At 38.4% G+C, this 20,821-nt stretch carries 21 protein-coding genes and 5 pseudogenes; 17 read left to right on the top strand and 9 right to left on the bottom strand.

Annotated elements, in window-relative coordinates:
- Positions 1 to 526 precede the first annotated feature (526 nt).
- Positions 527 to 1,295: pseudogene (locus VP97_RS24545) on the bottom strand (IS3 family transposase); the annotation flags it as partial.
- A 403-nt stretch (positions 1,296 to 1,698) separates the two neighbouring features.
- Here VP97_RS24545 and VP97_RS14545 point away from each other — a divergent pair.
- Positions 1,699 to 3,102, top strand: a complete 1,404-nt coding sequence (locus tag VP97_RS14545; protein WP_050182635.1) for an alkaline phosphatase — start codon at positions 1,699 to 1,701, stop codon at positions 3,100 to 3,102.
- Between the two features lie 79 nt (positions 3,103 to 3,181).
- Complete coding sequence (locus VP97_RS14540; protein WP_050182634.1) at positions 3,182 to 3,841, top strand: DUF4352 domain-containing protein; 660 nt, start codon at positions 3,182 to 3,184, stop codon at positions 3,839 to 3,841.
- 242 nt (positions 3,842 to 4,083) lie between these two features.
- Here the strand turns inward: VP97_RS14540 and VP97_RS14535 are convergent, their stop codons facing one another.
- From VP97_RS14535 to VP97_RS14495, 7 genes and pseudogenes are all read right to left on the bottom strand, one after another.
- A complete protein-coding gene (locus VP97_RS14535) occupies positions 4,084 to 5,469 on the bottom strand; it encodes a nucleoside recognition domain-containing protein (protein WP_050182633.1) in 1,386 nt (461 codons plus the stop codon).
- Complete coding sequence (locus VP97_RS14530) at positions 5,420 to 6,166, bottom strand: FeoB small GTPase domain-containing protein (protein WP_050182632.1); 747 nt, start codon at positions 6,164 to 6,166, stop codon at positions 5,420 to 5,422. The genes VP97_RS14535 and VP97_RS14530 overlap by 50 nt, the downstream gene beginning before the upstream one ends.
- Positions 6,163 to 6,414 carry a FeoA family protein gene (locus VP97_RS14525; protein ID WP_050182631.1) on the bottom strand — a complete coding sequence of 84 codons (252 nt, stop codon included), beginning with the start codon at positions 6,412 to 6,414 and terminating at the stop codon, positions 6,163 to 6,165. The genes VP97_RS14530 and VP97_RS14525 overlap by 4 nt, the downstream gene beginning before the upstream one ends.
- Positions 6,415 to 6,637: 223 nt before the next feature.
- Positions 6,638 to 7,545: pseudogene (locus tag VP97_RS24540) on the bottom strand (IS3 family transposase); the annotation flags it as partial.
- Positions 7,546 to 7,729: 184 nt separating this feature from the next.
- A pseudogene (locus tag VP97_RS14510) lies at positions 7,730 to 8,380 on the bottom strand (transposase); the annotation flags it as partial.
- A 25-nt stretch (positions 8,381 to 8,405) separates the two neighbouring features.
- Positions 8,406 to 9,525 (bottom strand): annotated as a pseudogene (locus VP97_RS14505) (IS3 family transposase).
- Positions 9,526 to 9,768: 243 nt separating this feature from the next.
- Entirely contained in the window at positions 9,769 to 10,095 is a 327-nt protein-coding gene (locus tag VP97_RS14495) for a four-helix bundle copper-binding protein (RefSeq protein WP_172656778.1), read from the bottom strand.
- 147 nt (positions 10,096 to 10,242) lie between these two features.
- Between VP97_RS14495 and VP97_RS14490 the strand changes: the two genes are divergently transcribed.
- Complete coding sequence (locus VP97_RS14490; RefSeq protein WP_050182628.1) at positions 10,243 to 10,839, top strand: response regulator transcription factor; 597 nt, start codon at positions 10,243 to 10,245, stop codon at positions 10,837 to 10,839.
- Here the strand turns inward: VP97_RS14490 and VP97_RS23345 are convergent.
- Positions 10,805 to 10,999 (bottom strand): annotated as a pseudogene (locus VP97_RS23345) (transposase); the annotation flags it as partial. The gene VP97_RS14490 and the pseudogene VP97_RS23345 sit on opposite strands and share 35 nt — an antisense overlap.
- Before the next feature lie 103 nt (positions 11,000 to 11,102).
- Here VP97_RS23345 and VP97_RS14485 point away from each other — a divergent pair.
- From VP97_RS14485 to VP97_RS14425, 14 genes are all read left to right on the top strand, one after another.
- Positions 11,103 to 11,699, top strand: coding sequence for a hypothetical protein (locus VP97_RS14485; protein WP_050182627.1), 597 nt, complete (start codon positions 11,103 to 11,105; stop codon positions 11,697 to 11,699).
- A 149-nt stretch (positions 11,700 to 11,848) separates the two neighbouring features.
- The gene (locus VP97_RS23905; RefSeq protein WP_156153505.1) at positions 11,849 to 11,986 is read left to right on the top strand and encodes a hypothetical protein; all 138 of its coding nucleotides are present in this window, start codon (positions 11,849 to 11,851) and stop codon (positions 11,984 to 11,986) included.
- 55 nt (positions 11,987 to 12,041) lie between these two features.
- On the top strand, positions 12,042 to 12,449 hold the full coding sequence (locus VP97_RS14480; protein ID WP_050182626.1) for a hypothetical protein: 408 nt from the start codon (positions 12,042 to 12,044) through the stop codon (positions 12,447 to 12,449).
- Positions 12,450 to 12,566: 117 nt separating this feature from the next.
- Positions 12,567 to 13,553: a hypothetical protein gene (locus tag VP97_RS14475; RefSeq protein WP_050182625.1), complete on the top strand. Its 987-nt coding sequence runs from the start codon at positions 12,567 to 12,569 to the stop codon at positions 13,551 to 13,553.
- 45 nt (positions 13,554 to 13,598) lie between these two features.
- Positions 13,599 to 13,943, top strand: coding sequence for a hypothetical protein (locus VP97_RS14470; RefSeq protein WP_050182624.1), 345 nt, complete (start codon positions 13,599 to 13,601; stop codon positions 13,941 to 13,943).
- 66 nt (positions 13,944 to 14,009) lie between these two features.
- A complete protein-coding gene (locus tag VP97_RS14465; RefSeq protein WP_050182623.1) occupies positions 14,010 to 14,282 on the top strand; it encodes a hypothetical protein in 273 nt (90 codons plus the stop codon).
- Positions 14,283 to 14,313: 31 nt separating this feature from the next.
- Positions 14,314 to 14,691 (top strand): hypothetical protein, encoded by a 378-nt coding sequence (locus tag VP97_RS14460; protein ID WP_050182622.1) that lies wholly within the window; start codon positions 14,314 to 14,316, stop codon positions 14,689 to 14,691.
- A 115-nt stretch (positions 14,692 to 14,806) separates the two neighbouring features.
- Positions 14,807 to 15,343 (top strand): hypothetical protein, encoded by a 537-nt coding sequence (locus VP97_RS23900; RefSeq protein WP_050182621.1) that lies wholly within the window; start codon positions 14,807 to 14,809, stop codon positions 15,341 to 15,343.
- Positions 15,343 to 15,762 (top strand): hypothetical protein, encoded by a 420-nt coding sequence (locus VP97_RS14450; RefSeq protein WP_050182620.1) that lies wholly within the window; start codon positions 15,343 to 15,345, stop codon positions 15,760 to 15,762. Before VP97_RS23900 ends, VP97_RS14450 begins: the two co-directional genes overlap by 1 nt.
- 46 nt (positions 15,763 to 15,808) lie before the next feature.
- The gene (locus VP97_RS14445; protein ID WP_050182619.1) at positions 15,809 to 16,096 is read left to right on the top strand and encodes a hypothetical protein; all 288 of its coding nucleotides are present in this window, start codon (positions 15,809 to 15,811) and stop codon (positions 16,094 to 16,096) included.
- A gap of 117 nt (positions 16,097 to 16,213) precedes the next feature.
- Positions 16,214 to 16,495, top strand: coding sequence for a hypothetical protein (locus VP97_RS14440; protein WP_050182618.1), 282 nt, complete (start codon positions 16,214 to 16,216; stop codon positions 16,493 to 16,495).
- A 4-nt stretch (positions 16,496 to 16,499) separates the two neighbouring features.
- A complete protein-coding gene (locus VP97_RS14435) occupies positions 16,500 to 17,366 on the top strand; it encodes a hypothetical protein (RefSeq protein WP_050182617.1) in 867 nt (288 codons plus the stop codon).
- Between the two features lie 799 nt (positions 17,367 to 18,165).
- On the top strand, positions 18,166 to 19,275 hold the full coding sequence (locus VP97_RS14430) for an acyltransferase family protein (protein WP_050182616.1): 1,110 nt from the start codon (positions 18,166 to 18,168) through the stop codon (positions 19,273 to 19,275).
- A gap of 31 nt (positions 19,276 to 19,306) precedes the next feature.
- Entirely contained in the window at positions 19,307 to 20,719 is a 1,413-nt protein-coding gene (locus VP97_RS14425; RefSeq protein ID WP_172656776.1) for a right-handed parallel beta-helix repeat-containing protein, read from the top strand.
- The last annotated feature ends 102 nt before the right edge of the window (positions 20,720 to 20,821 follow it).

Here is a 20,821-nt window from a genome sequence, read left to right as displayed (position 1 = left end):
ATGGTCTTCTTCAGCAGTGGCTTCAAATCGTGGTAAAATAAAATCAGGTAAGAAGGCGGCTATCTCCTTAACTGTTGCAGATGCTATATGGCTTACGGCGCTTCGAGGATTTCTTTTTCCTCGGAGCTTTTTTCTTGTTGTTCTGATACGTTTTGAATGCGAAGAACGTTGTGAAAACCACTGACAAGATCGTAACAATCTCTTTTGCTATCTTCACTTGAACTGTATAAGTCTTTAGCAAGCCGGGCAGGCAAAAACCAAGTTTAAAGCGAGATTATGATTCGGAGACAAAACATATATTATTTTTTATCATTATATGCTAAATTCAAATTCTAATTTTATCAAAAAATATATCAACACAATTTACAGTAGACGAGGAGGCAGGGCATAGCCTTTCTGTAGAGAACTTGAGCTAAAATATAGAGTGCTTAATCACTAAAAAGCTGTGTGGTTTGATCTGAACCAATCAAGTTAGACAAAAAAGTGTAGGCAACTTCCAAGACTTAAGTCCAATAGAATACCGGACTCAGGTCTTGGAAGTTGTCTTCATTCGTTTGTGATTGTAATAATAAATATACTGTTCTAATTCTTGTTCAAAATGTTCCATAACCCTCAAACTCTTGTAAGTAAAGAAGTTCCGGTTTTAATAAGTCAAAGAAATTTTCCATGACTGCGTTGTCTAAACAATTCCCCTTACGAGACTGCTTTGACGAATACTATATTCTTTTAATTTTTTTGGGTATTGGGCCATCTGATAATGCTAACCTTGATCTGAATGGAGGATGACCTTATCTTCAGGCTGTCTTCGCTTCACTGCTTCTTTTAACATCTCTCCAATCAGTGAATAAACAGGACGTTTCATTACTTTATACGCAATAATTTCCCCATTACATAAGTCAAAACAGGAGATAAAAATCGCTTTTCTCCAAATAAGTTAAATTCTGTTACATCGGTTACCCATTTTTCATTCATGTTGTCTGCGTGGAAATCGCGATTCAGTATATTAGGGGCGATTTTACCTACTTTTCTACGATATGACCGGTATTTTTTCATACGCACTTTTTTAAGCCCATCTCATTCATTGTGCGATTAATGGTCTTTGGGTCATGATGAATGTGCCTTTTCGTTAATTCTTTGTGGATACGGCGGTAACCATAACAACCTTTATGTTCATGATAAACGGCCTCAATGACCTCTTTTACACTCACATATTTATCTTCTCGATTTAATTGTTTTTCCCAGTAATAATATGTACTACGTGGAATGTCAGCGACTTTAACTAATTCAAGGATCGGATTATCCGTCCTTTTTCATTTTCCTCTTAAATTGACTTTCCATTAGATTATACTGGAATAATTGGGAATAAAATAAAAAGAAAATATAGTTATCACCTTTGTTAGTCCATACGTTATTAATCAAATCTACCATTTTCACAAAATTTATTCTTAACATAAAGGAGTAAATTTGTAGGATAGTAAACTTCTTCTGGAAAATGTATATACCCAGAAACCTATGGTGAATGAGAGTTATTTTATCCCATTAGAAATAAGCTATTTTTATGGTTTTTAATTACATAGAACAGCTCTGAATATTTACATCTCTTTAACATATGTTTACTTACTTTTAACAGCGGATTAACAGTTTTCCGTTATAGTAAGCCTTGTTATCATATTAAATTAACTTTCGGAGGTTATGTAAATGGTAAAAAATAAATTAACGAAAAAGCTTATTCCAATTTGTGTTTTATCAACACTCGCATTGGGGACGCTGGCTGGAACAGCAATTCCAGGTGCAGACGCACAGGCTTCAGAGAAAAACCGTGAAAAGCAGAGCGAGAATACAAAAATTAAGAATGTTATTTTCTTAATTGGGGATGGGATGGGACCAGCTTCCACCTCAGCTTACCGTTACTTTAAAGATGACACTTCAACGGCTGCTGTTGAAAGAACAGAATTAGATAAGTATCTCGTTGGACAACAGATGACATATCCAGAAGATCCTGATCAAAATATAACCGATTCTGCTTCTGCCGCAACAGCCATGTCTGCCGGCATTAAAACTTACAATGCAGCTATTGGGGTCGATAACGACAAATCCGAAGTGAAAACAGTATTAGAAACTGCAAAAGAAAAAGGTAAGGCAACGGGTCTGGTCGCTACTTCAGAAATTACACATGCGACACCAGCATCATTCGGTGCCCATGATGAAAACCGTAAAAACATGAATGCAATTGCCGATGACTACTATGATGAACTAGTAAATGGAAAACAAAAAGTTGACGTCCTTCTGGGAGGCGGTTCCTTAAACTTTGTTCGCCCTGACCGTAACCTGACAGAAGAGTTCAAAGAATCCGGATTTAGTTATGTAACAAACAAAGAGCAGCTTTTAAAAGATAAAAACGAGCAAGTTCTTGGACTGTTTGCTCCTGGCGGCCTGCCAAAAATGGTTGACCGTACAGAAGATATTCCATCACTTCAAGATATGACATCATCAGCGATCCAGCGCTTAAACAAAGACAAGGACGGCTTCTTCTTAATGGTCGAAGGAAGCCAGGTAGACTGGGCTGCACATGATAACGATATCGTTGGAACAATGAGCGAAATGCAAGACTTTGAAAAAGCGGCTAAGGCAGCTATTGAGTTTGCGAAAAAAGACAAAGAGACGTTGGTAGTAATTACAGCAGACCATTCAACAGGCGGAGTCACAATTGGTGCTAATGGAAACTACAATTGGTTCGCCGATCCAATTAAAGCAGCCAAACGTACACCGGACTTTATGGCGGCAGAAATCGCGAAAGGCGCCGATGTTGAACAGACATTAACAACCTATATTGATCAAAACCTATTATCCTTAACAGAAGAAGAAGTTCAATCTGTTAAAGATGCCGCAGCGGCTAAGAAAGTCACTGATATTGACAATGCGATTGAAGCAATCTTTAATGAGCGATCCAAAACAGGCTGGACAACGGGCGGACACACTGGTGAAGATGTAAATGTATATGCGTATGGGCCTTACAAAGAACGATTTGCGGGACAAATCGATAATACAGACAATGCTAAGATTATCTTTGATCTTTTAGAAAAAGCAAAAAATAAAAAGTGAAATTCAGCATAATCAGAGCCCCGCTGCTTTCTAAAAGCAGCGGGTGCTTTGATTATGCTGAAATGTTAGGGGAATTCCTTTGAAAAGATTATTTATCCTGACTTTACTGTTTGTTCTGGCAGGCTGTTCATCAACAGACACTGAAGAGACTTCAGTTCTTGAAGAGCAAGTAGAAACAGGTACCGAAGCGGAAACATCAGGTCAAAACGTAAAGAAAGATGTATATGTTCCCAATCCGCAAATAACGGATGACCTTAACCTGGTGACAGTAGGAGAAACCGTCACCGACGATAAAGGGGAGCTTACATTAAAATCATATAAAAACGTGAACAAAACAGTAAATGTTGGTGCTGTTGAAATGACTATAAAAGACGTAAAAGTGATGCATTATGTTCCCGATTACAGGATGATTGATTTTTTCCATGCCTACACTGACGAAGAAGAGTTTGACTTTGTTAAAGTAGGAATAGAAGTGAACAATATATCTAATGAAGACGTAAAGTTCGCGCCGGTGGCTTTTGTTAAGACAAGTAGCGGGGAGCAAAAAACATGGGAAGATGACATTTACCTGGAAGAATTAACGGGAGAATTACAAGGAGGTAGTATTAAAAAAGGCATTATGGGTTTTGTTCTAAGCAACACTGATACTATTAAATCAATTGAAATTCTAACAAGTGATCTTGTGAACAGCACTGGCGAGAGTATTGAAAAAGCAAAAAATATAAATATCGATCTTTAATTGAGAACTTGTTTGTAATATATTTTGCATAAGATGCATGGAGAGTGGTTGCTCCAACACTTTAAAAAGACTACCGTAAGAAAGGTTTTTATTTTAACACCTAATATCCTTTTTTAATAATAGAAAAATTAAAATATTGATTGAATATATCCTGGTTATTAATGTAGAAATCAACGATTTTGATCAGTTATGAAAAGCCGAAAAGAAATCATTTTCTTTTCGGCTATTTTGTTTAAATCTTATTACAACCAGCCAAATCCTCGTACAATTTGTGCAAGTGTAAACGTGACTGCGACCGCAATAACAGTTGGAATTGCAAATGCAACGAATGTCCACTTCCAGCTTTTCGTTTCTTTAAAGATATTGACCAATGTTGTTCCGCACGGGAAGTGGAGAAGGGAGAACAGCATCATATTTAATGCTGTCAGCCAGGTCCATCCGTTATCTAAAAAGATCTGCTTTAACGCGGCCATGTCCTCTACTTCTGTTAAGGCACCTGTTGAAAGGTAGCCCATCAAGAGAATAGGCAGGACAATTTCGTTAGCAGGCATCCCGATTATAAAGGCCATTAAAATAAATCCGTCCAATCCAAGTAATTGCCCAAACGGATCAAGAAATTGCACGAAATGAAGCAGTACACTAGTATCCCCAATATAAATATTGGCAAGCATCCATGTGAGAACCCCGGCTGGTGCAGCTACTTTTACAGCCCTTCTTAGTACATAAATCGTTTTGTCTAAGGAAGCACGAAGGATGGTATTCAGCATTTTAGGCTTCCGGTAGGGCGGCAGCTCTAATGTATAGTGGGATGGAGTGCCTTTGAGTACGGTTTTAGACAGCCCCAGCGATACAAGCAGAGTAATGACTACACCGAATAATACCATTCCCATGACAACAAAAGCAGTTACGAGTGTATGCATCCCGCCGGTAAAGCCAACCGCCATAAACAGAGAAGCGAGTAAAATAAGCGTGGGCCAGCGTCCATTACATGGAACAAAGTTATTCGTTAAAATGGCGAGCATACGCTCTCGTGGAGATTCAATAATACGCGTTGACATAATGGCAGCTGCATTGCAGCCGAATCCCATGGCCATCGTTAACGACTGTTTTCCATGGGCACCAGACTTTTTAAACAGACGATCCAAATTAAAAGCGACTCGCGGTAAATAACCGTAATTCTCTAAAAGGGCGAATACTGGGAAAAAGATCGCCATTGGTGGCAGCATCACACTGACAACCCACGAAGTCCCCCGGTATAATCCCAATATTAAGACACCATGCAGCCATTCAGGGGCATTTAAAGCTGTGAATGCAAGGGTAATATAGCCTTCCACCCAGCCGAAAAAGTTGGCCAGCATGGTGGAAGGGACATTGGCACCGGCTATTGTCAGGTAAAAGACCATTCCCAGTAAGCCCAGCATAATCGGGAAACCCCAAATTTTCGACGTGAAAATATGATCCAGCTTTTCCGATTTATGCAACTGGCTTTTATCCTGGATGACAACCGATTTGCTGCAGAGTTCCCGCGATTTTTGAAACAAGTTGCTGACAATACTTTCGCGTATATGGTCTAATTCTTCAGCAGGAGTGGCCGCCGCCAGAGCGTCCAGGCGTTCTTGTTGACTCATGTGTTCCTCCCCCTTTACCATTGGATACCAGCTTATTTTTCAGTGCAGCAATCAATTTTGAATCTCCATCTAAAAACCGTATTGCGAGCCAGCGGACAGGATGATCAGGACCCAAAATCTCGATCAATTCCTTTTCGAGCTTTGTTATTTTCACTTCCATTTCTTCTCCATACTTCATTTTGTAAGGCTTCGTTTTTATTGTTCCTGAACACATTTTTAGCAACGTATCTGATAAGAGTTCAAAACCTTCTCGATTCCTTGCTGAAATCGGGATAACGGGAACACCAAGATTTTTTGATAACTGTTTTGCATTGATTTTTAAGCCTTTCTTTTTCGCTTCATCCATCAAATTTAAGCAGATCAGCACCTGATCTGTCATTTCTAACACCTGAAGTGCTAGGTTAAGACTTCTTTCTAAAGAAGTAGCATCCAGCACAAGTAAAGTGACATCAGGCTTCCCAAACACAATGTAATCTCTTGCAACTTCTTCATCCTCCGAATTTGAGAACAAAGAATACGTACCGGGAAGATCGACAATTTTAAACGGAATGTTCTTATAGCGATAATAACCAGAAGCAAGGGTTACAGTTTTTCCAGCCCAATTTCCGGTATGCTGCTTTAGACCCGTCAGTGCATTGAATAGTGTGCTTTTACCTGTATTCGGGTTGCCTGCCAGAGCAATGGTATATTCTTTCATGATTCGATCACCTCGCCGAATAGTAATTGACTCTCTTCTTTTCGTAAAGCAATGACTGTTCCAGCCACTCTGTAAGATATGGGGTCACCTAATGGACTTGCTTTTAATACTTCTACGACAGAGCCGGGGACAAAACCAAGATCTAGTAAACGCCTTTTTATGTCTCCTTTAATCCCCACTTTTTGTATCAGAAATTTTTGAGCTATCTGGGCCAGGTACAAATTAGTCATCTGATTCTGATCTGTCATAAGGATTCCTCCAATCTTTTTGTTATAGGCATAATTTTTTGCCTTTAGGCAACTTTAATTCCACAATATTCTCGTGTTGTTATCTTGTCAACGTTATTTAGTGAAGGACAAACGTTAAATGAACACAAAATTATTTAATTTAGAAATAAACTTTATAGCCTAAACAAAACGGTAATTATCCCATGGATTTGAGTCAATAATTTGGACACAAATAAGTTAAGTCTTAAGCAGATCTTCTAGCCTGGTCTTCAACAGCTTGTGGTGTTTGATAGCCGATGCCGCAGTGGATTCTGTTTCGGTTATACCAGCCTTCTATAAACTGGAATATAGCCAGCTTTGCAGCTGAGTAGTCTGTGTACTGCGTATGATAAACTTCTTCTTTCTTTAATATGGCCTGAAACGACTCTATGCAGGCATTATCATAAGGACAGCCTTTCTGGCTGAAAGAATGCTTAATTCCATGTTTTTGGATATGCTGAGTAAACTCACTGCTGGTGTACTGTGAGCCAAGATCGGTATGAAGAATTAAGCCCCTTTGGGGCTTTTGAGAAAAACAGGCGTTTTGAAGTGCCTCGATCACCAATTCCGAAGTCATAGAACGGGAAAAAGAATAGCCAACAATTCTTTCGAATGCAGATCCAATACAGAGGCCAGATAGCACCAGCCGTCTCTTACCGTAGGAATATACGTAATATCCGCCACCCACTTCTCATTGATCGTGCAGGTAGAAAAGTCTCGTTTTAAGAGATTATCCAGCTGCACAACCTTTTCTTTTGAGGGGGAGGGACGGTATTTCTTCTTGGTAATCGAACGGACCCCAGCCTTTCTCATTAAGCGCTGAACACGCTTCAGGCTTAGACAAAAACCGTTGTTTAATAAGGTTTTGTGGATTTTTGGAGCCCCATAACGCGCCTTGCTTTCCAGGTGAATCCGTTGGATCTCCTTTGTAAGTTCCTGGTTTTCCTGTTCAAGCTTTGACTTTGTTTTTTCAAAGGAATCATAGTAACTGCTTCTTGGCACGGCCAGTACTTCGCACATTTTCTGAACAGGGTATTGATCTTTGTGCTCCTCGATAAAATGGTTTAGTTCTGCTTCCGTTACTTTTTCGCGAATATGGCCATAGCCTTTTTTCTTACGATTAGTCAAACACTTTTTTTATGTTTTTGTGAGTAACTGTTTAAGATAAGAAGGTCATTTACATAAGGTAGAGCAGGCAAGACTGAGTGAGAGATTTTAGCCATGACAAATAAACCTAGTGGACTCTAATCTTTTTACCAAGTTCCTTTGAATATAATGTACTACTATGTATGTAAAGCTATGATTTGGTGGCCAACCGGTAATCATAGTTCATATTGTGTGCAGTAAGGTAGAAGAGGTTCTTCAACAGCTTATTCACACAGGTAATCGATGCAACTTTATGACACTTGTTATAAGGTTGTGTTTTTAATTTATCATAGTACTCGACAATGTGATTTTGTCCGAAATGCCGGAGTCTAATCATGTTCTGGACAATAAGAAAGAGTAGCTTCCGCAAGTGCTTATTCCCGCGCTTATTAATTTTGTCCTTGAAAAAGGTTTTTCCTGATTGAAAGCGGCGTATATCAATGCCCGCAAAAGCGTTCAACTGCTTATGGTTATCAAACCGGTGAATATCTCCGATTTATGCCATAAGACGAACTGCTGTATTAGGACCAATCCCTGGAAAGCTGAGAATGATTTTATATTCCTCACGAATTTCAGCCAGGGGAATCATATTTTTTATACACTGGTCCTTCTCACGAAGAAGTTTCTGATACCTTTTTGCATAAGATCTAAGTTGTTCGCATAAGACGTCCGTCGAAGGAACGGCCGGATAAGAGTGCTTAGCCGCTTCAAATAGTTCAAGCGCTTTTCTTTCCGCTACGGCTGTTGAAATATTTTTATTGGTGTTCTTACGAACCTTATTCTTGAGTACCGTTTTTGAAAGGTCTTGGTGGATTGTCAACACTAAATCAGACAGCTTTTTTAAGGGACGATTGTTTGTATTCAATCGGGTTTACATAGCCTAGTGTTCCATGAATACGCAGCTTGTTAAACCAGTTGACATAGTCACTGAATTCAAGCGCAAGATGCTCCAGGCTATCAAATTTCATTTGGTTGATAAACTCTGTTTTGATGATTTTAAACGTGGCTTCCGCCACGGCATTATCATATGGATAGCCTTTCATGCTTAAAGAACGGCCAATCTGGAAGGCCGCTAACGTTTCATCGATGAGCTGATTTTTAAACTCACTGCCACGGTCGGTGTGGAACAGCTGGATATCTCGCAGATCACCTTGAATAGAAGAAAAAGCGCATGCGACAAGGTTCGCATCTTTGTTTGGTCCTGTACTGAAGCCAATGATTTCGCGGTTAAAGAGGTCGACAAAGGTACATACGTAATGCCATTTTTTTTGACTTTGACGTATGTTAAATCACTGACGACTACTTTTTTTGCTTCTGTCTGCTGAAATCCACATTTTAATTCGTTTACCTAAGCTGACTCATTACAGGGGGCTTTCTGCGGCTTGAACTGTGCCACCGTATAGGAAGAAACAAGCCCTTGTTCCTTCATGATGCGGCCAATACGCCTTCTGGAAACCGTAAAGCCACGCCTGTTCAGTACGACTTTGATCTTGCGCGTGCCGTAGGCACTTCGGTTTTGTTCAAAAATCTCTGTGACAGCGCCTGTTACGTCTTCTTCTGACTGACGTTCCTTGGCCTCATAATAGTACGTACTACGTGAGATTTTTAGGACGCTGCACATTGCTGATACCGAGTATTTGTCTTGGTTTCGTTTGATGACATTTACTTTCGTCCCATGATCAGCGCTGCTTGCTTTAAAATATCATTCTCCATTAATAGCTGTTTATTTTCCTTGCGGAGTTTTAAAAGCTCCTGCTGTTCAGGAGACCGGTTGTCTTTCTCGTTAAAAGAACTAGAGGTTTCATCCTGGCGGATCCAGCGGTCAAGAGATGACGGAGTCAGATCATATTCATTAATAATGGCTCGTTTCGCTTTTCCATTCTGGTACAGCTGCACCATTTGTTTTTTGAACTCGGGCGTGAATGTGCGGCGTTCTCGTTTTGTCATAGTTGGAGCTCTCATCTGTTTTAGGTCAAGTGTACGTGACCTAAATTTTTCTGTCCAGATAAGTGTAGACGCTCCAGATTACTACATGAAAGCAGAGAAGGTAAATAAGAAAGGTAACTAATACGACCCATACCTCTCGCTATATCGCTTGAAAAAACGCGAAACACCATGAAAAAACTGCCCCTTATCTTGATACAGGTAAGGAGGCAGTTCTTTATACTGTTTTTTTCTAGAGTTGAGATATTAGGAAGCCATATTGCGGCACATTTCAGCACATTTAAAACAAGCTTCAGCACATCTTTGACAATGATCATGTTCATGCTTCTTACATTCGTTTCCGCATGCTTCACAGATGTCTGCACAAAGCTGGCAGATTTGCGCTACAAATGGGCTGTTTCTCTGCATGGATTGGGCTGCCAGTGAACAAATTTCCGCACATTCACGATCTAACCGAATACATTCTGTCATCATATGAACATGTTCTTCAGATAAACACTTGTCATAGCATACGTTACAAGCTTCCAGGCACTCTAAGCAAGCTTTGATACAGTCATGAAAATTGTGATTCATCATAAAACCTCCTTGGAAAATTGTTTCCTTAAATATATTGCCCTCTTTTTGTTATTTAAACGAAAAAACAGAAACTCCATTATTTCTGCACAATTTTTATTCATAATTAATTAAAAAATTATTTCTAGTGATAAAGGAGGTGCTATTTTGTATTCCATTCTTATATCAGGAATTGAAGAACCAACAGTTAATTCCCTTGATTCATTCCTAGTGAGGGAAAATATAAGGTGTTTACAAGCAGCTTCCGAAAATGAAGTTATACATATGATACAAAACGAAGTGATTGACTTGCTCGTTCTTGATCCAACATCTTTATCTAATTATTGGCTGGAAACCTGTAAGAAAGTAAAAAGTATATCCCCTATTCCGATTCTCATTTTACCTGAAAGTGATGATAGGAAATCTATTTTAGACGGTCTTCATGCGGGTGTGGATGATTTTATGAATAAGCCAATAGATGAGGAAATTTTATTAGCAAAAATTAAAGCTAATCTAAGAAGAGAAGGATTTAAAAACGTTAATGAGATTCATTTTAAAGGTTTAGTGTTAAATAGGGAAATGTATGAGGTATCCTACGAGGGTGTTCTCTTGTTATTAACTCAAAAAGAGTTTCATCTTCTTGAACACTTCTTGAGCCACCGGAATCAAGTGATCACAAGAGAAACTCTGATTTCCCAAATTTGGGGATACAGATATACAGATGCCCGCACTGCTGTTCAGGAGACCGGTTGTCTTTCTCTTTAAAAGAACCGGAGGTTTCATCCTGGTGGATCCACCGGTCAAGAGATGACGGAGTCAGATCATATTCATCAATAATAGCTCGTTTCGTTTTTCCATTCTGGTACAGCTGCACCATTTGCTTTTTAAACTCGGGCGTGAATGTGCGGCGTTCTCGCTTTGTCATAGTTAGAGCTCCTCATCTGTTTTAGGTCAAGTGTACGTGACCTTAATTTTTCTGTCCAGATAAGTGTAGACGCTCCACCATGAGGTCACAACAGGTTCGATTTTTGCTAAATTCTTATTTTTACTTAAGGCGAAAAAAGAATTTAGACGACTGGCTCCAAAAGCTTCAAGAAGCTGAAATACGTTTATTAGTAGATTCAGGTGCTTTTACACTGTATAACAGACTTGAAAAAGGATGTAATGAAGAACAAATTACGATTGAAGAATATGCAGAGTTTATTAATGCTAACCATGAAAAAATTCATGGTTATTTTAATTTGGATGTAATTAATGATCCAAATCAATCTGAAATAAACTATGAGCTGCTCACTAAGCTCACTGGTAAAAGGCCTATTCCTGTTTGGCAGTGTGACACTCAAAAATGGCATCGAAGTGATTGGGATAGCTTGGATCGAATTGTTCAAGAAGACCATGAGCTGATTGCTATTGGAGGAACTGTTTTACTTGGAAAACAGGCTGGTCCAAAATACCAAGATGAAGTAAAGAGAAAACTCTTCAAAGAAGTCTTTCGCCGTTATCCAGAACAGAACTTCCATTGGTTAGGCGGTTCAAGCAATCTTCTTTTAGAATTTCCGTTTTTTTCAGCAGATTCATCTGGATGGATAAACGGACGAAAAAAACAATCAAATTTATGTCTTTGATCCAGCTGGATTTGCAACAAAAAGAATGGCAGCTTGGACAAAAGAACAATGTATTGAACACAATATAAGAATTCTTTCATCACTTGAAGAAACATTTGGCCAGGAGCCTCAGTTGTTGATTTAGGATTTTGATAATGAAGGAGCCTGATATGAACTTAACACTTACAGAGGCAGAATTAAGATACTTGAAGGAATATGCTGAACAGGAAGGGTTGAAATGTGAAACGGATGAAGAAATTCACCAGATTCTACATTCAATGCTCTCTTTTGCACATAATTATGCGTGAAGCTCTTTGAGGGAGCAAACGACTGAACAATTTTTATAGAAAGAAGGAAATGAGAATGACTGCATGGATCCAGACTGATACATTTCAATATGTACTATGTAATCAGGACAGTAATATGTTTTATCGTGTCGTGGATTTAGTTTATACAGGAACTGCTTTTAAAGTAAAAGTAGTGGACATTAACCTGTATGACTATACAGAGACGCAACTAGAAAAAGAAATTGGCGGCTTTTATAATTTGCTTTCAGACGTAAAGCGAATTTATAGAGACAGCTGGAGACAAATTGTCGCAGAAATCATTGCAGAGAACGAAGCAGTTGATTCAGATTTAACATTTAAGAATGCCATCGATGCTGCTTATTATATGAAAGGTATATACGATATCCCAATCAATGAAGCGGATTATCTAGCATATGATAGTGGTGTAGATATTGAAGAAATGGAGACGAGTGAAGCCGGATAATCAGGCACATACTGCTCAGACCAAAACATTAATCATAAAATAGGACAGCCAGTTAACAAGAGGAATTCGGATACCGTATTCCTTTTTTTGTTGGCTTAAAGAGGAGACGATTAGCTAATGAAAGCAAACAAAGAATTTTTCAGTAACCAGTTTTCCGCAACCTTAAATGTTGGAGGATCGATCAAACTAGTTAGCAGTGAGCCAGTCAATCTACCTGAATACACCGGTATTGGAACTATCTTTTTTAAAGATAAAGAAGGAATTCGCATCGGTTTTAATTGGGATAAGGGTTTAGTGTTCTCTGGATTAAATGACGATGGAAGACTTGAAATTGAGTTACAACTAAAAAGCATTAATCCACCATTTTTGAGTGATGAAGATGAATTGGAAACTGACGGTCCTCCTGCAGATTATGAACTTTGCTGGGAGTCTCTTCTTCAAGAAGGAACACTGGAATCTATTCACTATGATGCTTTTTACGAAAGTGATCCTAGTTCTACTAATATTCCAATGGAGTTGACCTTGTTTGGTATTTCTCATTGGAATCTATCTGATGAGAAGTTTAAGTATGTAGAAATTCCTGAGGATAAGACCCGCTCTTATAATGAACGCCAACAGCAGCAGGAAACAACAAAATTACCGGATAATCACCCAGTAATGAAAAACCCCTTTTCTGTACGCGGGCTCATTACATTGGTAACCGATGTAGTTGTTTCTAAGAAACCAACCTACGCATCTATTGGAGGTTTCCAGGCAAAATGCGGGGAAGAAACAGTTACGTTTGATTGGAATGAGTTCAGCGGCAACTCAGAAATTCGTGAAGATGGCCGATTAGAACTCTCTTTTGAATTAAGAGACCTGGACATGGAGCTATTTGAAGTTACAAATACTCCTTTATCTGATTTTAGATGGGATGCTATTACCTCATTTGAAGAGATCTACTACACAGTAGAATGGGAAAACGAGCCATGTTTATCTAACTGCTATGTTAGTGAGTTTTCGTTAATTGCATGGGACGGAAAGTCATACTGTGAATGGGAATTTCCAAAAGAACTTCTGGCGGCATATATCAATAAGGAGTTGGCAGGACCGGCTGCAGTATAAGTAACAACGGCTGAAACCAGTACTAAACAACAAAGGAGAATAAGTATGGACTTAACAGCAAAGAAAGAAATATTAAAAAATCTAAAAGCAGGAACCCTTGTTACTCTTACTAGTGGCCAAACCGCTATATTTAAGAAATTAAACCGTACTCGGTTTCTTTGCGATATAAATGGAGTAGAACGCAGTATCTCTGTAGTAGATTTTTCAAAAGCAGGATCTGGCTTTAACATTGAATCATCTGCTCAACATATTCTGCAAAATAAAGAACCTTCAGAGAAAAAATCTTCAGCTGCAATTGATCGGAAAATAATAGGACTCAGCCTGGTTTGTTCAGCAAAGTTCGGAGATTTTATTACTCTTACTGACGGTAGCACGGTTCGTTTTTTTTAGAAGAAGCGAACGCGGTTTCTTGGTAAAGATATTAAGTCAAACGAATTTTATGACATTCCATTTGAAATGGCGAAATCAGTCCAAAAAGCTGATTCTAATGATAGTTTTGTCAAAGAGTTATCTGAAAGAAATGCTCTTGTTGAGTATTTCAAGGGACAGGAAATTCATACAATCTACGGTCCGAGTGTAGTCTCAAACTTATCAAATGATTATGAGATGGTTACACTTTATGAATTTGGAGAGCAAAGATATGATCTTTCTTTTGAAAATTTTAAAGACCAACTGAAGGAATATAACGATGGTGAATTGGATGCAGCATTGAAGAGAATTGCCAACTAAACACCGACTACAAAAAAGAAGGAGAAGGAACATGGACACAAACAATCTAACGTATTCAGACCCTGCTACGAAACTATTTGAACTCGAAGAAGGGGTTTGGTATTACATTAGGGCAGATATTGATTTCACTAATAAAGTAACAGCCATCCGTTTGCAAGATGGTCGTATCTCCGTGCAATATATAGGCGGAGAATTTAAAGAATCTTATGCTTTTTCGTTCGATTGGAATAAAGCAGCAATGGATGAAGCGTGGCGGTACGAATTTCCTGATAAAACATTTTTAGAAGATGTAAATTATCAGTCTGATTTAGATAAGATTGATCAATTATCTATCTTGTTTTATCACATGGTCATTGATAATCATTATGATGCAAAACATGCGAAAGAGCTTCAGCTTCACAAAAATTAAAGCCACAGCTTTACGGGACTTAAGAGGAATGCTTAAAGCATTCCTCTTTTATTATCCAGTTTTAATAAACCTTTTCAGAACAGTTTTATTATTAGTTACCGAGAGGATAATCATTATGAAATCAATCGTATCCTATCCAAGCAGAGGTAAGTGGGAGGATAAAAAATATAGAGGGAATTGCACAAGACATATCATTAAAGATTTATTAGAGCAATTTAAGCCAGCTGATGGAGAGTTCGTTGAAGTATTCAGAGGTGGTGAAACAGATTATTCTGTTGCCCGGAGCATGGGCTATAAAAACACGCTTCATCTGGACTTAAATGGACGTTATAGTAATCCGTTCAATGCTTTAACATATGAAGTTCCACAAGGATCAAGCCTTGTTTTCTCTCAACCGCCTTACCATTCCATGATCAAATACAGCGGTAATATGTGGGGAGAAGCTCACGCGGACGATCTAAGCCGTTGCACTTCCTATGAAGAATTTCTTCACAAGCTGTTAGAAGGAACAGATAAAGCAAAAAAGAACCAGCATTGGAAAGCGAAAATCCGTCAGACCCTACAACTTGAAAAAGAGTTTGCACCGGTTGACCGCGGCATTTGGTCACTTCAATCTGCCTATCAGCAGTCGACCATTAAGAAGTTTATCTAATGGCTACTAAGATTGCTGGCTTAACCGTGGTAAAAAGTGCAACCCTTTCAAAAGTTGAGCGTGTAGAGGTATATTTCCATGTCCTCAAAGGTGGTTTCTCAATCCGATCAAAAGAAAAGCAAAATCCTTTCAATGGTAAGGTCATTGCTCATGCTTCTCACGTTTTAATTGAACAGGCAACTTTCCATTACAGCAAGGATACTTTAGCCCGTATACATGCCAAGAAGCAAAAAGAGGTTTACGCCGTTGTAAGAGATTATTTTATCGGGACCAGTGAAATGGATTCGGGAGTGGAAGGCTTTACTAAGGGTTATTGCAATCCTTATGTGACCGGAAATTTCATCAACTGGGAGACAAAAGGAGAATTAAGTGAAGCGGATCTGGTTTATTTTTACGATAGATTTTTCAGCTATAAGTAACCCGATTCAGGAACTTCAAAAATCAAAATAAAAGAGGGATCCTCTAATGAAAAAAGCAGCTCAAAACGTTACAGGTAATGGAACATCGCTTCTTAAGAAAGTGGTGTATTATCGAGTATTCGATACTGTTTATTTAGATGAACAGCATGCTCTCGAAAAAATTGAGACCTGGGACCATAAAGAGAGTATTTATTCTATTTTTGTGGTGATGCCTTCAGTTGAAATGCCGCCGAAAGAGATTTCTATGTATGAATCAGCTAATTATTCGTTTCATTATCATGAGGAAGCAGCAGATAGTGAAATTGAAGCAGAAGAAGCCAACGAACCTCGCTAATTTCTAAAAAGATAAAATATAAAATCCAAAAAACTTATTAAAAAAACAATTCGAAAGCAGGGAAACTTTTATGAAATAACTAAAATAGCAAATCAAACACCAGGTAACTTATTTAACGTGGAAGCGGACGTTCGTTTTGCCAGTACGAATCCAGTAATCAAAGAGCTGGTCTTTACAGACACTGGATCAATGGTATTTGTAGATCTAAATGGTGTACGGGTTAGCCTTTATATTACAGGCGGCAGTAAAGAAACGTATATCGACGAGAATGGCCACCTTGTCATGGTTGGAGACCTAAGACACTTTGATGAAGAGCATTATCGCGAATGGATGGAAGAAGAGCCAGATCCAAATTATGAATTTGTGCTGGAGCGAACTAATCAGCAAAGGATCAATTGAAGCGATGAATTATGAAGCAACATTCGTTGAGGGCGGAAAATCAATTCTAATGAATTTAGAGAGCCTAAGTATTAGCCATCTGGATGAAAAAGGTGGGTACACAACTTATGAAGTTTCTCCGCAAGCAATTCAGTCGTTTAACCAGCAACAAAATACGAAAAACGAAGTGACTGAGGATTTCTTAATCAAAGCATATTTTAAAGCAGTAGAAGATGAAGTATACGGTGCTGGTTTAATGAATGAAATTCAAACAGCCGGGCACTACCTTTATGAACAAGATCCCTTCGTCTATGAAGATTGGATGGATGATGACATTGAAATTTGGAATGAAGTCGCTAGCCTTGTACAAAGATTTCAATCTAAAGAAATGAAGCAACTGCAGGTGTTTGAAAATGTACCGGCAGGCTCAAAATGTATTCAAAATCCTCTTTCGGTCCGCGGCTATATTACATTGATAAGTGATGTAGCGGTAGACAAAAAGCCTGACTTTGCTTCTGTTGGTGGTTTTTGTATCATGACTAATCAGGGCACCATTGATTTTGATTGGCTTGAATTCACAGGTATGGCTGACATAAATGATGACGGTCGCCTGGAGATCTCCTTTGAAATGCGGAATTTCGATGTTGAATTATTCAATGAGTCGAACACAATAATGGCGTCTGAGTTTAGCTGGGAATCCTTAACGGGATTTGACGAGATCTATTATGATGTTGAGTGGGCTGATAACTGTGATATTGCCTTTTCTGTTCATTCTTTTGGGCTTTTGGACTGGAATGAAGAAGAGAAGGGCTTTAAAACTCGAGCCTTTTCAAATGATATGATTCGTGTTTATAACAAAGAGCAAAAAGCATTGGATGGTGATCAAAAATGAAGATCCTAAAAGCAGAAAACATTCATACTATCGGGGGATGCACAGTAATGTGTATCTTTCCTGTTTCTCCTTCCATAAAGTACCTGCATATGATCGGCATTACAAGAATTTCAAAAACCAGCCTAATGACAGGAGGAAACAGGATTAATTGTTCATACTGAGTTAAGATCTCTGAAGTTTTATCTGAATTTTACAGTTCAGCAATTCTTTTGCTTCTGCTACAGCACCTCAACTTTATACTCACTCAGGGATCTTTTTATCTTCCCGCAAGTATGCCTTTTTTAGAATTTAGAGTTGCTACTACTAAATATTAAAGGATTAAACTACCGCCCACTTACCTGACGGTTGTAGTGGGGTGTTCTCGCCAAAGATGATAAAATTTGTTCTTTTCTCATTCCTTTTATATTAATCCATAAGCTGCACCTACCAGAGCAGAAGCAGCTCCCAGAAATGGTCTTACAAGCGATGCTCTATTTCTGAAATTACGGGCTAACCAAACACGATCGAATTTTTCCTCAAACGTTCTCTGTTGTTAACGATTTTCCATTAAAGCGAATTTTGTTAATTAAAAGCTGCTATTATTTTGATATATCAAAATAACTAATGGGTTATTTTTTGAAGAATTTATGCAGTCATTAGTTAATGAATAAGCGCGTAAATGTGCAGAAATATGCAGAAAAATCCCTTTGTAAAGACCTTTACTTTTTCATATCAGCAGGTTATCATTCTTTATAACGAACGAAACGTTCTTTAAAAAGGAAAATATTTTAAAGATATTTTGTATAAGGAGGACACAATTGTGGAAAAGAACAAAGGGCTTATCAATGAAATTTTTATTTTAAGGAGTATAGCCTGTCTTAGTATTTTACTTTTACATGTTTTTGACAGGGTATACATGCACCAGAATGGGGCAGTAAACAACATGAGTGTGCTTCTTACGTTTGGCACTCCTGCCTTTATATTTATTTCTGAGTTTATTATCGCCTATTCCTACAGAAATCGTGAAATAAAATCGTTTTGGGGAAATCGGATTAAATATATTTTTCTTCCATACCTGTTTTTCGGTGCCTTTTATGCAGCCGCAAAAGCGTTTGGTGAGACGGTTGCCACCGGTTCGTTTACAGGAGTGTTTGGCGAGTATTTGTGGAAACACATTTTACTCGGTGATTACCACGGCTATTTTATTTTAATAATCTTTCAATTTTATGCCCTTCACGTAGTCTTTAACCATTATTTAAAGCAGGCTTCTCCCAGAAAAATAATTGGCTTTTCCTTTCTCATTACAGCCCTCTATCTAGCATTTTTTAATTTTGTGCCGCCTATGAATCTGCCATTTGCCGACTACATCTGGTCGAAGTATTATTGGGTTCCTTTCCCGGGATGGGTCTTTTACTTCTCCCTTGCTTTTTACAGCGGGCACTACTATGAATCGTTTCAGCGGCTTTTGGCAAAGTACCGGCATTGGACAACGGTTTCGGTGATCGTTACGGGTGTTTTACCCATTATGCTTTATCAGATGGGCATCCTGCCGACTCCTTCCTCTAAACGGATTGATATGATGCTCTTTACAATAAGCATGATCTTTTTTATCTACTCGCACGCAATGCTGCTTTCCAAGGTGCCGCGGTTCTTCGTCCTGGTCAGCAAATATTCATTTGGGATTTACTTATTTCATCCGTTCTTTTTAGGAATTGCCGCTAGTTTCTATTTTTTATGGCAGGACATTCATCCACTCTTAATGGTCCCTATTTTATTTTTTCTTACTATAGCTTTGTGTGCTTCGACAATTTACATTTTCAATAAACTTCCTTTTGGCGCTTATATGGTTGGAAAAGTCGGCATTAGCAGCAAAGACAAAGTAGCAGATCCAGTGAAAAAAGCTAAAGTGCCAGCGGCCAAAGCCCATTGAGAGTACTCCAATGAGAATGAGGAGCAAGTGTTTGTTAAAAAGGAAACCTGTTTATACGACTGTTTTGCTTGTAAGCATTGTTTCGTTGTTTCTCTTGCCATCCACTCACGGGCTGTGTAGTGAGAAGAATAATACCTCTATAGAAAATCGAGCTGCAATGCAACTTGACACTATCCAAACCGACTATGGAGTAAAAAAAGCCGAGTTAAAGGCTTTTTCTCTTTCAAATGAGAATGTAGAAGATACCTCATTTTTGGCTAATGTAACAGACTATGGGGCCCAGCCAGATGATTCAGAGGATGACACAGCTGCTATACAGGCTGCAATTAATGCAGCTGACGGACAAAATGCAGTTGTGCGTATTCCTGCAGGAACGTTTTTAATTAATACCGATCCTCAAAAAGGCTCGTTACATGTAAAAGATAATATTGAAATACAGATGGCAGAAAAAACAGTACTGAAGAGTATACCCAATGCCCTGCCTGTCTACCGAATCTTTACCATATACAATGGTGAAAATATAAAAATTAGCGGCGGGTCACTGGTCGGCGACCGATATAAACATGAAGGAACAACAGGAGAATTTGGGCATGGCATCTACATTGGCGGCAGCTCAAGTAAAATAAATATTTCTAATGTGAAAGCACAGGATTTTTGGGGAGACGGTTTCTTTATTGAGGGTGATGCAAAATTACAAACATACCCTACAGATATTGTGATTTCCCAATCTGAAGCTCATAACAATAGGCGGCAGGGGCTTTCCATAACAGCTGGAAAAAATATTGTTATTAAAAATAATATTTTCTCTAAAACAAATGGGACAGCGCCAGAAGCAGGGATTGATTTGGAGAGGGATCCTCCATTTAATCTGCCACTTGAAAACGTTAAGCTTACAAACAATAAAATCATTGATAATAACGGATATGGCATTGCCTTTGTTTATGCAAGTGGTAATGAAGCGAAAAACAATGTAGTGCTTAATAATAAAGGGGGCGGGTTTTATGTTGGAGGTAATCGTGAAGGTAACGGAACTGCTGAACAGAATTCTATAAAAAACAATTTTGTATCTGAAAACGGAATTGGGATTTACGTAAATTTTTCAACAGACAATCACATAACAAATAATACTATTATAGAAAACAAGAAAGATGGGATTTTCCTTGTCAATCATATTGGAAAAAACCAGTTGGTGAACAATTTCATTGCTGAAAATCAAGGTAACGGTATTTATGTATGGGGAGGGCTGTCTAATCGGCGTAACATTGTAATTAAATCAAATGAAGTAGAGAGTAACTGGAAAACAGGCATTGCAATTTTTGAAGTAACAAGTGCAACGGTTACAGATAACAACTTAGTTAACAATAGAGGAGAAGGACTGGAAGTACAGGCAGCAAAGAAATCGTCCATTTCCTCAAACAAGTCTAAAGGAAATAAATCAGACTAGCTTACCCTTTTGAAAGAAGGGAGAAAAAACAATTATGAAATTACGCAAAAAATGGAGATTTATAACTGGTTTTTTGATATTAGGCGGCATTGCTATTACCAT

This window comes from Domibacillus robiginosus (genome assembly GCF_000966195.1).
In the GTDB taxonomy this organism is placed as follows: domain Bacteria; phylum Bacillota; class Bacilli; order Bacillales; family Domibacillaceae; genus Domibacillus; species Domibacillus robiginosus.
The sequence above is the reverse complement of the archived record's forward strand: the minus strand, read 5'-3'. Positions and strand labels throughout refer to the sequence as shown.

Bases quoted from the DNA above. Each gene is read 5' to 3' on its own strand.
- VP97_RS14545 (WP_050182635.1), top strand. From the start codon at position 1,699: ATGGTAAAAAATAAATTAACGAAAAAGCTTATTCCAATTTGTGTTTTA.
- VP97_RS14535 (WP_050182633.1), bottom strand. From the start codon at position 5,469: ATGAGTCAACAAGAACGCCTGGACGCTCTGGCGGCGGCCACTCCTGCT.
- VP97_RS14530 (WP_050182632.1), bottom strand. From the start codon at position 6,166: ATGAAAGAATATACCATTGCTCTGGCAGGCAACCCGAATACAGGTAAA.
- VP97_RS14525 (WP_050182631.1), bottom strand. From the start codon at position 6,414: ATGACAGATCAGAATCAGATGACTAATTTGTACCTGGCCCAGATAGCT.
- VP97_RS14495 (WP_172656778.1), bottom strand. From the start codon at position 10,095: ATGAATCACAATTTTCATGACTGTATCAAAGCTTGCTTAGAGTGCCTG.
- VP97_RS23905 (WP_156153505.1), top strand. From the start codon at position 11,849: ATGAACTTAACACTTACAGAGGCAGAATTAAGATACTTGAAGGAATAT.
- VP97_RS14480 (WP_050182626.1), top strand. From the start codon at position 12,042: ATGACTGCATGGATCCAGACTGATACATTTCAATATGTACTATGTAAT.
- VP97_RS14475 (WP_050182625.1), top strand. From the start codon at position 12,567: ATGAAAGCAAACAAAGAATTTTTCAGTAACCAGTTTTCCGCAACCTTA.
- VP97_RS14470 (WP_050182624.1), top strand. From the start codon at position 13,599: ATGGACTTAACAGCAAAGAAAGAAATATTAAAAAATCTAAAAGCAGGA.
- VP97_RS14465 (WP_050182623.1), top strand. From the start codon at position 14,010: ATGGCGAAATCAGTCCAAAAAGCTGATTCTAATGATAGTTTTGTCAAA.
- VP97_RS14460 (WP_050182622.1), top strand. From the start codon at position 14,314: ATGGACACAAACAATCTAACGTATTCAGACCCTGCTACGAAACTATTT.
- VP97_RS23900 (WP_050182621.1), top strand. From the start codon at position 14,807: ATGAAATCAATCGTATCCTATCCAAGCAGAGGTAAGTGGGAGGATAAA.
- VP97_RS14450 (WP_050182620.1), top strand. From the start codon at position 15,343: ATGGCTACTAAGATTGCTGGCTTAACCGTGGTAAAAAGTGCAACCCTT.
- VP97_RS14445 (WP_050182619.1), top strand. From the start codon at position 15,809: ATGAAAAAAGCAGCTCAAAACGTTACAGGTAATGGAACATCGCTTCTT.
- VP97_RS14435 (WP_050182617.1), top strand. From the start codon at position 16,500: ATGAATTATGAAGCAACATTCGTTGAGGGCGGAAAATCAATTCTAATG.